The sequence below is a fragment of the Duganella sp. 1224 genome, from assembly GCF_013408245.1.
Taxonomy (GTDB): Bacteria; Pseudomonadota; Gammaproteobacteria; order Burkholderiales; family Burkholderiaceae_D; genus Rugamonas.
Window position 1 is genome coordinate 1,775,479 of sequence record NZ_JACBYS010000001.1, and the last position, 13,713, is coordinate 1,789,191.

General features: G+C 68.7%; 11 protein-coding genes. 1 reads left to right on the forward strand and 10 read right to left on the reverse strand.

All coding sequences use genetic code 11. From position 1 onward, the window contains the following. Positions 1-63: 63 nt before the first annotated feature. From FHW58_RS07865 to FHW58_RS07880, 4 genes are all read right to left on the reverse strand, one after another. The gene (locus FHW58_RS07865) at positions 64-1,146 is read right to left on the reverse strand and encodes a DUF4272 domain-containing protein (RefSeq protein ID WP_179672486.1); all 1,083 of its coding nucleotides are present in this window, start codon (positions 1,144-1,146) and stop codon (positions 64-66) included. A 13-nt stretch (positions 1,147-1,159) separates the two neighbouring features. Then, the gene (locus tag FHW58_RS07870; protein ID WP_179672487.1) at positions 1,160-1,996 is read right to left on the reverse strand and encodes an aldo/keto reductase; all 837 of its coding nucleotides are present in this window, start codon (positions 1,994-1,996) and stop codon (positions 1,160-1,162) included. Between the two features lie 86 nt (positions 1,997-2,082). Continuing rightward, the gene (locus tag FHW58_RS07875) at positions 2,083-3,978 is read right to left on the reverse strand and encodes a S8 family serine peptidase (RefSeq protein WP_179672488.1); all 1,896 of its coding nucleotides are present in this window, start codon (positions 3,976-3,978) and stop codon (positions 2,083-2,085) included. Between the two features lie 24 nt (positions 3,979-4,002). Next, a complete protein-coding gene (locus tag FHW58_RS07880; protein WP_179672489.1) occupies positions 4,003-4,698 on the reverse strand; it encodes a PEP-CTERM sorting domain-containing protein in 696 nt (231 codons plus the stop codon). Positions 4,699-4,988: 290 nt separating this feature from the next. On the opposite strand from FHW58_RS07880, the gene FHW58_RS07885 reads away from it, so the two are divergent. Further along, entirely contained in the window at positions 4,989-5,825 is an 837-nt protein-coding gene (locus FHW58_RS07885; protein WP_179672490.1) for a transposase, read from the forward strand. A 30-nt stretch (positions 5,826-5,855) separates the two neighbouring features. Here FHW58_RS07885 and FHW58_RS07890 read toward each other — a convergent pair whose 3' ends face one another. The 6 genes from FHW58_RS07890 to FHW58_RS07915 form a co-directional block, all read right to left on the reverse strand. Then, on the reverse strand, positions 5,856-6,578 hold the full coding sequence (locus FHW58_RS07890; RefSeq protein WP_179672491.1) for an ABC transporter ATP-binding protein: 723 nt from the start codon (positions 6,576-6,578) through the stop codon (positions 5,856-5,858). A gap of 12 nt (positions 6,579-6,590) precedes the next feature. Then, positions 6,591-8,543, reverse strand: coding sequence for an ATP-binding cassette domain-containing protein (locus FHW58_RS07895; protein WP_179672492.1), 1,953 nt, complete (start codon positions 8,541-8,543; stop codon positions 6,591-6,593). Positions 8,544-8,546: 3 nt separating this feature from the next. Continuing rightward, positions 8,547-9,437, reverse strand: coding sequence for a branched-chain amino acid ABC transporter permease (locus FHW58_RS07900; RefSeq protein WP_179672493.1), 891 nt, complete (start codon positions 9,435-9,437; stop codon positions 8,547-8,549). Positions 9,438-9,574: 137 nt separating this feature from the next. Then, complete coding sequence (locus FHW58_RS07905) at positions 9,575-10,732, reverse strand: ABC transporter substrate-binding protein (RefSeq protein WP_179672494.1); 1,158 nt, start codon at positions 10,730-10,732, stop codon at positions 9,575-9,577. Between the two features lie 137 nt (positions 10,733-10,869). Continuing rightward, on the reverse strand, positions 10,870-11,460 hold the full coding sequence (locus FHW58_RS07910; RefSeq protein ID WP_179672495.1) for a tetratricopeptide repeat protein: 591 nt from the start codon (positions 11,458-11,460) through the stop codon (positions 10,870-10,872). Continuing rightward, positions 11,457-13,472, reverse strand: coding sequence for a bifunctional 2',3'-cyclic-nucleotide 2'-phosphodiesterase/3'-nucleotidase (locus FHW58_RS07915; RefSeq protein ID WP_229265079.1), 2,016 nt, complete (start codon positions 13,470-13,472; stop codon positions 11,457-11,459). Before FHW58_RS07915 ends, FHW58_RS07910 begins: the two co-directional genes overlap by 4 nt. Positions 13,473-13,713: the final 241 nt, after the last annotated feature.

A 13,713-nucleotide genomic window follows, 5' to 3' on the forward strand; every position in this document is an offset into this window, starting at 1 on the left:
CGCCGGCCGTGGCCTGCGTGGAACGGGGGGAAGCGGCGGAAGGCGCACGGCGGATTCTCCTGGTCAGGTGGGGGTGTCGACGTCGTCCCAGTCGCGGTCTTCGAAGCGCACCAGCCAGTTGAGCGCATGGTGGCGCTCCTGCAGCACGCCGTCGTTGAGGCCCGCCGGCACCGGCGTTTTCTTCAGGATGGCCTGGCGGCTGACCCAGTGCAGGCGATAGTGCAGGTCCAGCGCGTCGAGAATCTCGCCGGCCGCGCGCGCCACCGGCTGCTTGCGCAGGCCTTCGGTGCCACGCTCGATGACGGTGCTGGAGATCGACGCCACGTCGCAGATCGCGTCCGGGAACGGCAGCGACTCCTGCAGGCCGAGCGCCCATTGCAGCACCAGGATGGCCTCGTAACGCCACAGGAAGCGCGTCACGTCCTGCCCGGCCGGCGCGTCCTGGTCGAGGAAGGCGCGTTCGGCATCGCTCAGCGCGGCAAAGGCCGGCGGGAAACGCTGCCGCAGGTCGGCCACGGTAATCGGCGTCTTGCTGTTCAGCGACTCGGCGCGGATGGCAACCACGAACAGCGCCAGCATGCGGCGCAGGATGTCCTCCGGCGCGCGCAGGCGCAGCTCCGGCTCGGACACCAGCGGCGGCAGGTCGGCCGGCACGCTGATCTGGCGCGCGGCCAGTTGCGCCTCGCTGCGCGCCTTGCGCTGCCAGGCCTGCGGCGGATACGGGATCGCGGCGCCGCCCGCGCCCACCAGGCCATCGGTGCCGTCGGCGGCCAGCAGCACCCGCCCCTGCGGATCGCGCACCGTGCCGTCCTGCATGAACAACAGCGCGTTGGCCGTCTCCGCCCAGGCGTGGAACTGCGCCATGTCGGCCGGATCGACGGCAAAACTCAGGTGCTGCTGCACGCGCTGCAGGTGGCGGATGACGTGGTAGCGGGTGCGCGTCATCTGGCCGCCGTTCTGCTCGGCCAGATAGTGCATGAAGCCGTTCAGGTGCGGCGCCAGTTCGGGGTCCTTGAGGTCGCGGCGGCCGTTCAGCACGTGCGGGAACGCCGGCCGGGGCGCGTCGCCCACGGTGCAGTAGGCGTTGAGCAGAATGTGGTTGCTGATGTCCTTCGGGGAGAACAGCTGCTTCAGTCGGTTGAGCATAGTTAGTTATCTGTTAACGCATATCCAGCGCGCGCCTGCGGCGCGGTGGCGGAAATGCCTGGTCCAGTGCGGCCAGATCATCGGCGGAAAGCGCGATGTCGGCCGCGGCGCGGTTGGCGCGCAAGTGTACAGGATCGACGGCCTTGGGGATAGCGATCACGCCATCCTGGTGCAGCACCCAGGCCAGCGCGATCTGCGCCGGCGTGACGCCATGGGCGGCGGCCACCGCCTTCAGGCCGGGATGGCCGAGCAGCGCGGCCTGTTCACGGCCCTGGGTTTCCAGCGGCGAGTAGGCCATGACCGGCATGCCGCGCTGGCGCGCCCACGGCAGCAGGTCGAACTCGATGCCGCGCTTCATCAGGTTGTACAGCACCTGGTTGGTGGCCGGCGCGCCATAGGTCAGCGCCTCCTCCATGTTCTCCAGGTCGAAATTGCTGACGCCCCAGGCCTTGATCTTGCCGGCCTGCTTCAACGCTTCAAAGCCGTCGAAGGTTTCGGCCAGCGGGTGGTGGCCCTGCCAGTGCAGCAGGTACAGGTCGATGCTGTCGATGTTGAGCCGGCGCAGGCTGCGTTCGCAGGCCTCGCGCACGCCGTCGTAGCTGGCGTTGTGCGGGTAGACCTTGCTGACGATGTAGGCGTCGTCGCGGCGGCCGGCGATGGCGGCGCCCACCACTTCTTCGGCGCCGCCCTCGCCGTACATTTCGGCGGTGTCGATCAGCGTCAGGCCGAGGTCCAGCCCGAGTTGCAGCGCGCGCACCTCGTCCCGCCTGTGGGCCGCGCGTTCGCCCATGTTCCATGTGCCCTGCCCCAGCGCCGGCACCTCGCCGGCGCCCATCCGTAAAGTTTTCATCCCGGCCTCCCGTCTCGTCCAACCGACAGTATAAAAAAAACCGGCGCCACTGGGGCGCCGGTCGCTTCAGCGGGACGGCCGCGCGCTCACGGCAGCTTGTTCAGCGTGGCGGTGGCGTCGATCAGGCCAAAGCCGTCATACAGGCTCCAGGTCCTGGTGGCGGCGGTGCCGGCCGGCGAATACGGCGGCACGCGCGCCGGCGCCGACGTCTGCAGCAGGCTCTTGACCTGTTTCGGCGTCAGCTTGCCCGGACCGCCGGCCTTTTGCAGCAGCAGCGCGGCAACGCCGGCGGCGTGCGGCGCGGCCGCGCTGGTGCCGAAGAAGTTCGGCCGGCCGTTGCCCTCGAAATCCTGGCCCGGATAGAAGAAGGTGGTGTCGCCGCCATCCGGCGCCGCCATGTCCGGCTTCTTGCGCTGCTCGGCCACCGGCAGCCGGTTGCCGTCGGCGTCCAGCGCGATCACCACCGGGCCCGGGCTGCTGAACGGCTCCAGCACCGGCTTGTACGGCGCCACCTGGGTGACCGGGTTGGTGTAGCGGTAGGCCGCCACGCTGTTGGCGCTGACGGCGGCGCTGTGGCCGAAGGTGACCGGGCTGGTGCGTACGTCGAACGGGCCGCCGTCAAAGCCGTCGAAGTTGACCAAGCGCACCCGGCTGGCGGTATGCGCGCCGGCGCTGGTGCGGCCGACCATGATGCGCAGCGAGCTCAGACCGGCGCCGCCGCTCAGGCTGATGTACTCCATGCCGTTGTCGGTGGCCAGGTTGTTGCTGGCAAAGGTGAACACGCAGGTGCCGCTGTCGTTGAAGAAGTACAGGTTGAGGTCGGTGCTGACGGCGCCGGCGTAGAACGGGTCGTCCCACTGCATCACCATGCGCGAACCGGTCGGCGTGTAGTTCACGCGGGTGACATAGGTGCCGCCGCCGAAGTCGAGCCAGCCGCCGCCGACGTTGGCCTTGGTCGAGCCGCTCACCGGCGAGCTGCTGCAGGTGCTCACCGACGCCAGGTTGATGTTGCCGAGGTTGGCCGGCGTGGTCGAGAAGGTGGCGTTGGGCACGTCGATGGCGCCGCCGCCGCCGGCCGCGCCCTGGTTGCCGGCCGACGAGAAGTAGCTGACCGGCTTGCCGGCCAGCGTGGTGCTGGTGACCACGTCGTTGACCGCCTGCGCCACCTGGCCGTCCGAGAAGAACGGCTCGTCGTAGTAGAACACGTCGTCGACGATGACGTCAGCGCGGCAGCTCGGGTGGGTGCGCAGCGTGCGGATATTGTCGGCGAAGGCGGCCTCGCCGGCGAAGGCGGTGGCGAAGCACAGGTCGGCGCCGGGAGCGACGTCCTGCACGATCTGCATCATGGCGCGGCCCTCGTCGGTGTTGCCGCGGTCGACCAGGTCAATCACGAACTTGGGCGTGCGCAGGTCGCCGCTGGCGATGTCGTTGGCGGCGCGGATGGTGGTGAAGCTGGCCGGCGAGCCGTCGTAGGAATCGGACAGCACGCCGACGGTGATGCCGGTGCCGGTGATGCCGGCGGCGTTGGCCGCGTCCGAGTGCAGCACCTTGGTGCCCTGCGAGGTGGTGACGCCGACGTTGCGTTGCGGGCGCAGCGACAGCTTCATCACGCGCAGGCCGGCGGTGGCGGCCAGGCCCTCGATCTGGTTGGGCGGCACGTAGGCCGACACGGCGCCGCGGCGGAAGGCGGCGTTGACGCCGGTGACCTGGGCGCCGGCGGCCTGCAGGCTGGCGACCACGGCGTCCAGCGGGCGCTGGCCGTCGAGATACAGGTCGACCAGCACGCGGCCGTTGCTGTCGGTCAGGCCTTCATGCGTGGCTTGCGGGCCGGCGACCACCGCCTGGCGGGCTACGGCCGGGGTTTTCAGTTGGTCGACCAGGTCGGACAGGCCGGCGTCGAGCTTGGCGTGCTGGGCCTGGGCCAGGCCGGTGGCGCCGGCCAGCAGCAGCGCCAGCAAAGGAGTGAGGTGTGTGGTTTTCATGATGTCATCTTCCGGTTGCGTCAATCAGACTTGCGCGCGGCGACGGCGCGCCGCCACGCCCACCAGGCCCAGGCCGGCCATCAGCAGCGACATGCTGGCCGGTTCCGGCACCGGCGCCGCGTTGGCGTAGGCGCCCTGCAGCACGATCTCGTAGCTGTCGCCTTGGCCGCTGATGCTTTGCCAGCCGCTCAGCGCGCCGCCGCCGCCGGGGCCGACCGCCGCCACCTGGTCCTGGCCCAGCAGGCTGCCGAAGATCGCGCCGCCGGCGCTGACCGGGGTGTAGCCGGCGCCGGCGATGGCCAGGTAGTAGTAGCCGCTGGCGCCGACGGTCTGGGTGATGGTGATGGTGGACTGCGCGCCGACGTTGGGGTCGTCGTCATTGGCCACCACGCCGTGGCCATGGCTGTCGAACAGGAACAGCGCGGTGTCGAAGTTGTTGGTGTAGATGCTGGACGCGGTGGTGGTGGCGCTGAAGGTGCTGCCGGCGTACAGGTACACGCGGAACAGGTCGGCGTAGTCGCTGGCGGAGCTGGTCAGCAGCGAGCCGCTGATGGCGGAGATGGCGCCGCTGCCGCTGAACTGCTGGGCCGAAGCGGTCAGCTGGCCGGCGTCGCCGCTCTCGCTGACGGCACCGGCGTGGGCGGCGCCGGCGGCCAGCGTCATCAGGGCGGCGCCCGCGAGCGCGCGCAAGGTTTGCTTGAAGTGGCACTGTTTGATCATCGTCGGGTCCTAGGGGAAGTTACACTGCAATGGAAAAATCGTGACATATTTACATGTTTTCTATGCAATCAATTCTATCCTGAACCATTCCGAAAAATTGAAAATTATTCAAGAAAATTTATTTTGTCGCAAAAATCCCGACACCCTGGATTGCATATTGACAGGCGCAACGATTTATGAACCCCCGACCGGGGTCAGTGCCGACATTCGGACACGAGCTGGTCCTTAATAAATCCAGGCGGTTTGCGCCAGCGCACGGCTTGCGGCGTCAAGCAATCTAGACTGGCGGGATGAGCCGACCTCTCCGACTACAGCTTCCGGGCGCGCTGTACCACGTCACCTCCCGCGGCGATCGCAAGATGCCGGTGTACGTCGATGACCGCGACCGTGTCATGTGGCTGGCCATTCTGGCCGAGGTCTGTGCACGGCACAATTTTGTCATTCACGGCTTTTGCCAGATGACCAATCATTACCATATCGTCGTGGAGACGGTGGACGGCAATCTGGCGCGCGGGATGCAACAACTCAACGGCGTCTACTCGCAGTACTTCAACCGCCGCCACGGACTGGTCGGCCACGTTTTTCAGGGACGCTACAAGGCCATCCTGGTTCAGCAAGACGTCTACCTGATGGCAGTGGCGCGCTATGTGATCCTCAATCCTGTGCGCGCCGGCCTGGTGCGGTCGCCGGACGAGTGGCCGTGGAGCAGTTATCGCTATTGCGTCGGCGCCTCTACCGCCCCGACGTGGCTGGATGTCGCCACCACCCTGCTGGCGTTTTCTCCAGAAACGGCGGCGGCCATCGATGCCTATCGCCGCTTCGTGTTGGCCGGGATTGATGCCCCGAGCCCGCTGCTCCAGACCAGGCACCAGCTGATTCTCGGCGAGCAGCCGCTGCCCGCGGCTGCCCCGCCGCGGCAACCACTATCGCTGCGTGCCGTCGCCAAGTCACAGCGCCGGGCGGTGGCGATGTCGCTGGCGGAATACCAACAACAGGCCACCAGCCGCGATCAGGCAATGAGCGATGCCTATCACTCCACCGCCTACACCATGGAGCAGATCAGCGCGCATTTTGGCGTCTCCGCCAAAACCGTCAGCCGCGCCATCAAAAAACATCGCGCGCGATGAAATGTCCGAATGTCGGCACTGACCCCGGTGTTAGTGGGCGCCGCCGAGGTAGGCGGCGATGACTTTGGGGTCGGTTTTGAGGCTGGCGGCGGGGCCGTGCACGGCGATGCGGCCGTTTTCCAGCACGTAGCCGTAGTCGGCCACGTTCAGCGCGGCGGCGGCGAATTGTTCCACCAGCAGCATCGTCACGCCGTCCGCCTTCAGCCGCTGGATGATGCGGAATACTTCTTCCACCAGGATCGGCGCCAACCCCATCGACGGTTCGTCCAGCAACACCACGTCGGGATTGAGCATGATGGCGCGCGCCATCGCCAGCATCTGCTGCTCGCCGCCCGACAGCGTGCCGGCCAGCTGCTGCCGCCGCTCCTTGAGACGCGGGAACAGCGCCAGCGCTCGGTCGAGGTCGCGCTGGATGTCGCCTTTCGGCCGCGCGCGGGTGAAGCGCGGGAACGCGCCCAGCAGCAGGTTGTCGGTCACGCTCATCGCGGCAAACACGCGCCGCCCTTCCGGCGAGTGCGCCAGCCCGGCGCGCGCGATGCGGTGCGCGGCGCTGCCGGTGATGTCCTTGCCGCCCAGGGTGACGCGGCCGCTGCGCGGCTTGAGCATGCCGGAGATGGCGCGCATGGTGGTGGTCTTGCCGGCGCCGTTGGAGCCGATCAGCGTCACCAGCTGGCCCTGGGGGACGTCCAGCGAGATGCCGTGCAGGACTTCGACTTTGCCGTAGCCGGCGTGCAGGTTGGAGATGGTCAGCATGGCATGTCCTTGTCAGTGGGGGGCCGGCGCCGTCGCGCCGCCGTGCTCGGCGCCGCTGCCGCCCAGGTACGCTTCGATCACCTTGGGGTCGCTTTGCACGGCGGCCGGCTGGCCTTCGGCGATCTTTTGGCCGAAGTCGAGCACCGTGACGGTGTCGGACAGGGCCATCACCACGTCCATGTGGTGTTCGATCAGGATGATGGTGATGCCGTGCTCGCGGATTTTGCGGATGATGGCCATCAGTTCCTTGATGTCGGGCGCGGTCAGGCCGGCGGCCGGTTCGTCCAGCAGCAGCAGGCGCGGGTTGAGGCCGAGCGCGCGGCCGATTTCCAGCAGCCGCTGTTTGCCGTACGGCAGGTTGCGGGCCTCCTCGTCGGCCAGGTCGGCCAGGCCGACGAAGGCCAGGATGCTGGCGGCGCGCTCACGCGCGGCCTGTTCCTCGCGCCGCTGGCGCGGCGTGCGCAGCATCACGTCCAGCACGCTGGCGCGGAAGCTGTGGTGCAGGCCGACCAGCACGTTTTCGGTGGCGCTCATTTCGCCAAACAGCTGGACGTTCTGGAAGGTGCGGGCCACGCCGCCCAGCGCGATCTGCGCCGGCGTGCGGCCGGAGATGACGGCGCCGTCAAAGGTGACCCGCCCGGCGGTGGGCGTGTAGATGCCGGTCAGCACGTTCATCATGGTGCTTTTGCCGGAGCCGTTGGGACCGATCAGGCCATGCACCGCGCCCTGGCGCACGCGCAGGTCGACCTGGTTGAGCGCTTTCAGGCCGCCGAACTGCATCAGGATCTGGCCGGCGTCGAGCAGCGGCGCGCCGGCCTGGCCGGCGGCGACGCGCGGGAACGGTGCGGTGGCGCCGGCCGCCGCCAGCGCCGGCGCCGGGCGGCGCGCCCGGCCCAGCAGCCCCTGCAGGTAGCCGACGATGCCATCCTGCAGGTAGTAGACGACAAACAGCGTCATCAGGCCGAAGATGGTCAGCCGCCAGTCGACGATGTTTTCCAGCTTGAACGAGAAGGCGGCCATGCCGAGCGTGGCCAGCAGCGGCACGGCGACGCCGCGCGGCGTGGCGCGCCGGCGGGCGATGGCCAGCGCGGCGCCCAGCACGCCCAGCGCGGCGGCGCCAACGGCGATCTGGCGGAACAGCGCGATGTCGGCCAGCAGGCTGGGCAGCATGACCACGATCAGCGCGCCGATCAGCGCGCCCGAGCGGGTCTTGCGCCCGCCCATGATGACCGCCAGCAGGAACAAGATGGTCAGCTCGAAGCTGTAGCTGCTGGGGTTGATGTATTCCTCGGAGTAGGCGTACAGGCTGCCGGCCAGGCCGGCGAAGCCGGCGCTGAGGATGAAGGCGTACACCTTGTAGCGGTAGACCGACACGCCCATGCAGTCGGAGGCGATCGGGCTGTCGCGCAGCGCCTCGAAGGCGCGCCCCAGGTGGGACTTGAGGATGCGGTGCACCACCAGCAGCGACAGCACCAGCAGCGCCGCCACCAGGTAGTAGTACTGCACCTCGCTCAGCCTGGCGCCGGCCACGACCGGCTTGGCGATCTTGAGGCCCATCGGCCCTTCGGTGAGGAAGGTCATTTCGTTGATCAGGATCTGGATGATGGTGCCGAAGGCCAGCGTGACCATCGCCAGGTAGGGGCCGGTGACGCGCAGCGCCGGCAGCGCCAGCAGCGCGCCGAACAGCGCGGCGGCCGCCACGCTGGCGGGCAGGGCCAGCCAGAACGGCGCGCCCAGCTTGGCCACCAGCACGCCGGTGGCGTAGGAGCCGATGCCGAACAGGCCGGCGTGGCCGAGCGACACCTGGCCGGTGTAGCCGACCACGATGTCGAGGCCGAACAGCAGGATGGCGTAGATCAGGATGGTTTCCAGCAGGTGGATGTAGTACGGGTTGGGCAGCAGCACCGGGTACAGCGCCAGCAGCGCCAGCCCGGCCACGCTGGCCGCGACAATCGTCTTGTTCATGGGTCAGACCTTTTTGATGGCGGCTTTGCCGAACAGGCCGGAGGGCTTGACGGCCAGCACCAGCAGCAATAGCAGCAGGCCCGGCACGTCCTTGTAGCCGGTCGAGATGTAGTAGCCGGCGGTGGTTTCGGCGATGCCCAGGATCAGGCCGCCGACGATGGCGCCGACGCCCGAGGTCAGGCCGCCGATGATGGCCACGGCGAAGGCCTTGAGGCCGAGCGAGGCGCCCATGGTGGCGCCGGTCAGCGTCAGCGGCGCCACCAGCACGCCGGCGAACGCGGCCACGGCGGACGACAGCGCGTACGAGAAGGTGATCACGGCGCCGGTGTTGATGCCCATCAGGCCGGCGGCGTCGCGGTCGTTGGCGGTGGCCACCACTGCCTTGCCGTAGATCGACTTGCGGTTGAACAGTTCCACCGCGGCCATGATGGCCAGCGCGCCCAGCACCACCGCCACCTGCATCGGCTGGACGTTGGCGCCGAACAGCTCGATCGGCGCCGACGACAGCGGCGACGGGAAGGTCAGGTCGTCCTTGCCCCAGATGTTTTCGGCGACGTTCTTGAAGATGATGGCCAGCGCGATGGTCGACATGATCCAGCCGAATTCGGACTTGATCTTGATCGCCGGGCGCACGCCGATCCATTCGACCAGCATGCCTTGCAGCGCGCCGAACACCATCACCAGCGGGATCATCAGCAGGTAGCCCAGGTAGGGGCCGCCGTGGATGGTGCCGACCAGGCTGAGGCCGACCAGCGCGCCCAGCATCAGCGATTCGCCCTGGCCGAAATTCAGCGTGCCGGAGGTGGCGAAGGTGAGCTGGTAGCCAAAGGCGATCACCGCGTAGATCATGCCCAGCGCGATGCCGCTGAACACCAGTTGCAACAGGATTTCCATGCGTGGTCCCTTTGCGACAGACGACGAGAAAGCGAACAAGACAGCCGTGGCCGCCGCGCGGCCGGCCACGGGCGACCGGCGGCGGGCGACCGGCGGCGGGCAGCGGCAGCGGGCGGCCGGCGGCAGCGCGGCGCGCCTTATTTGGCCAGCACCACCTTGCCGTCGCGCACTTCGCCAAAGACGGTGGTCTGGGCGTTGATGGCCTCGTGGTCGTCCTTGCTGTAGGGCTTGTCGTAGGTGGTGACCACGCCGTCCACCTTCTCGCTCAGGTTTTCCAGCGCGGCCTTGATTTTCGGGCCGTCGGTGCTGCCGGCCTGGCGGATGGCGGCGGCCAGCAGGTAGACCGAGTCGTAGCCCTGCGCGGCCGACACCGGCGACGGCATCCGCCCCTGCGGCGGGTTGTAGGCCTTGAGGTAGGCGTCGATGAAGGCCTTGCGCTTGGGCGTGTCGGGCGCCTGGATGAAGGTCTGCGGCATGCGGGTACCGTTGCCGTTCTTGCCGGCGTTGTCGATGAAGTTGGCCATCGACAGGGTCCAGCTGCCGATCAGCGGCACTTTCCAGTTGAGTTTTTCCATGCCGTTGGCGATCTGCGCCAGCTCGGGGCCGATGCCGTAGGTCAGCACCACCTCGGCGCCGGCCTGCTTGGCCTTGAGCAGCTGGGCGGTCATGTCGACGTCCTTGATGTTGTATTTTTCAACCGCCACCGCCTTCATGCCGCGCGATGCCAGCACTTTTTCCAGGTCCTCGCGGCCCAGCTGGCCGTAATTGGTGGAGTCGGCCAGGATGGCCAGCTTCTTGAACTTGCGGTGGTCGACCGCCTCCTTGATGATCATCTGCGACTGGATCTGGTCGTTGGCGGAGTTGCGGAAGATGTAGTTCTCCGGCTGGTCGGCGAACTGCCGGGTGATGATGGAGCCGGTGGCCACGTTGTTCATCACCGGGATCTTGGCGTCCTGGTAGAAGCGCTGCGAGGCCAGCGCCACGCCGGTGTTGATGTAGCCGACCGTGGCCACCACCTTTTCCTTGTTGATCAGTTCCTGGGCGATCTGCACGCCGCGCTCGGGCTTGGCCTCGTCGTCGCGCTCGATCAGCTGGATCGGGCGGCCGAGGATGCCGCCCTTGGCGTTGATGTCGGCCACCGCCAGCTTGACGCCGTCGCGCATCGACACGCCCATCGGCGCCGAGCCGCCGGTGAACGGGCCGGCCACGCCGATCTTGATGGGGTCCGCCGCCAGCGCGGATGCCGAGAAACCGAGTGCCACGCCCGCCATCAGCAGGTTCAACTTGAAGTTCATGTCGCATCTCCTGTTATACAACGTTTTTTATCGTAGTCGTACGCTGGAAAATCGCCCCATCGGGAACCGATTGTAGGGGAGGACTTCAACAGGGGCAACAGATAGATGTGCGGCGTCGCAACAAGCGCGGCGCCGGCCTACATGCCGGGCGTGGCTTGCTTGAGGGCGCGCTGGGCGAAGCGCAGCTGGGTTTCGGCCAGCGCCTCGTTGCGCTCGAAGCCCATGGAGCCGTCGCGCAGGCCGATGGCCATGGTCATCACTGCTTCCGGGTAGTCGAGGTCGGCGGCTTTTTCGATCCAGCGGCGCGCGGCCTGCTCGTCGCGCGGCACGCCCTCGCCGGCCAGGTAGAGCTTGGCCAGCGCGTACATCGCGGCCGGGTTCTGGCGGCTGGCGGCAAACCGCAGCCAGTGGGCGGCGGCTTGCATGTCGCGCGCGACCGCCATGCCGCTCTGGTACATCATGCCGAGGTAGTAGGCGGCCTGCGGATCGCCGCGCTGGGCGGCACCGCGGAACAGCTGGAGGGCGCGCGCCGGGTCGGCCGCCACCCGCTCGCTGCCGCGCAGGTACAGCCGCCCCTCCTCCACCGGCCCGGCCGCCGCGTGGCCGGACGCGATGGCGCCGGCCAGCGCCAGGCAGGCGGCGAGGCTGACGGCGAGATTCGCGCTGGCGTGACGGGCGGCAGCGCGGGCGTGACCGACGGCGGCGCGGGCGTGGCGGACGGCGCTCATTGGCTGAGGTCGATGGCGTAGAGGGCGTAGCCCTTGCCGCCGCCGTCGTCGGCCTGCAGCTGGCGGATGTTGGTCAGACCGGCGGCGTGCGCCAGCGCCAGCATGTTGGGCGCGGTGTGGAACACCACCGGGCCGCGCACCGTGACCGGGGCGAAGCGCCAGCTGCGCGCGGCGCCGTTGCGGGCGCGCGTCAGCTGGCCGGTCTGTTTGATGTAGGCGATCAGCACGTCGCGGCTGGCGTCCGGCGCGGCGATCACGGTGCGGCTGCCATCGAGGCCGGGGAAGCCGCCGCCGCCGCTGGCGCGGTAGTTGTTGGTGGCGACCAGGAATTCCTGCGTCGGCGCCAGCGGCGCGCCGCGGTATTGCAGGTTGACGATGCGCTGGCCGACCGGCCGGGTGACGTCGATCTGGTAGCGCACGTCGGCGCTGGTCAGCATGTCGAAGTTGAAGCCGGCAAAGGCGGTGTTGATCAGTTCCTGCGGCGCGCTGGTGGCGGGGTCGATGCGGCGGAAGCGTTCGGCCGATTTTTCCAGCCAGGCCTTGAGCTGGGCGCCGTTGAGTTTGACGGCGTGCAGCGCGTTCGGGTACAGGTACAGGTCGGCGGCGTTGTTGAGCGCCACCGCGCCGGGCGCGACGTCGGTGTAGTCGGCCACGCCGGCGGCGCCGGTCTTGAACGGCGAGGCCATCGACAGCACCGGCAGCGCCGCGTACTGCGGCAGGTTGGCGCGCACGTAGTCGCGCACGTAGGCGGTCTGGGCCTGGTTGACCAGTTCGATGGCGCTGATGTCGCCGACGTCGGCGAAGTAGCTGCTCATGCGAAAGTCGCTGCTGCCGAGCGGCGTGCGCACGTAGCGCAGAGTGGCGGCGTGCTCGCTGGCCACCAGCGCGGCGATGGCCGGGTCGGCGGCCACGTAGCTGCCGTCGGCCTGCCTGGTGGGGCGCGCCTCGACCGTGGTGCGGCTGCGGTCGACCGTCCAGCGCCGGCCGTCGTAGGTCAGGTGCAGGCCGATGACGCCGAGGTGCTTGCCCCACAGGTTGGCCATCACGGCCGGCACGCCGTGGATCGTGCCGCGGGTCTTGTCGACGCCGGGCAGGTTGAAGCCGGGGCGCTGGCTGGCGGCGTCGGGGAATGGCAGGTGTTCGTGGCCGATCAGCAGCGCGTCGATGCCGGGCACCTGCGCCAGGTAGTAGTTGGCATTTTCCATCTGCGGCGTGTACGGGGCGCCGTCGATGCCGCCGTGCGCGACGGCGACGATCAGGTCGGCGCCCTCGGCGCGCATGCGCGGCAGGTATTTTTCGGCCGTTTCGCGCACGCCCTCGGCGTAGACCTTGCCGGCCAGCCAGTGCTTGTCCCAGGCCAGCACGCCGGGCGGCGTGAAGCCGATGACGCCGATTTTCAGCGTGGCGCGCAGCGCTTTGCCGTCCGGGCCGCTGGCGAGGATCTGACGCGTCAGGATGCGGTAGGGGGCGAACAGCGGCTGGCGCGTGCGGGCGCTGTAGAGGTTGGCCAGCACGATGGGGAAGTCGGGGCCGGCGCAGCGCGGGGCGTCGGCGGGCACGCCGTCGACGTCGAAGTGGCTGGCGGTGACCTGGTTCAGGTAGGCCAGGCCGTAGTTGAATTCGTGGTTGCCGACGCCGGCGATGTCGACCTTCAGCTGGTTCATGGCCTTGTAGATGGCCAGCGTGTCGGCGCAGGCCAGCGGCTGCACCAGCGCCTGGTAGTCGGCCAGGGCGGTGCCTTGCAGGGCGTCGCCGTTGTCGATCAGCAGGTTGTTGGGGTACTCGGCGCGCGCCTGCTTGATCAGGGTGGCGGTGCGTTCGAGGCCGAGCGCGGGATCGGGCTGCAGCTTGTAGTAGTCGTAGCTGAGGACGTTGGCGTGCAGGTCGGTGGTTTCCAGCAGCGCCAGCGTGGCTTGCGTGCCGGGGCGTGGGCCGTCGCCGTCGCCAGCGACGTGCGGGAGGCCGGCGCAGGCGGTCAGCAGCAGGGGCACGGCGAGGTGGGCAAGGCGCATGGTCGGCATCGGGTAGTCACGGGCAGCGGCTATTCTAGCCGGTTTCGGCCGCTTTTTGTGGCCAAAATGGCAGTATTGCCGCGCGGCGGCGGACGCGGTGTGGGCGCGGCGGGGGCGCGGCGGGGGCGCGGCGGGGGCGCGACGGGGACGCGGCGGGGACGGCTGCGCGATGGGGCGGGCGGCGGCCGCGCGCGTCGCGCTGGGAGAGCGCGGCGGCGTAGGGTATAATTCAGGGTTTGAT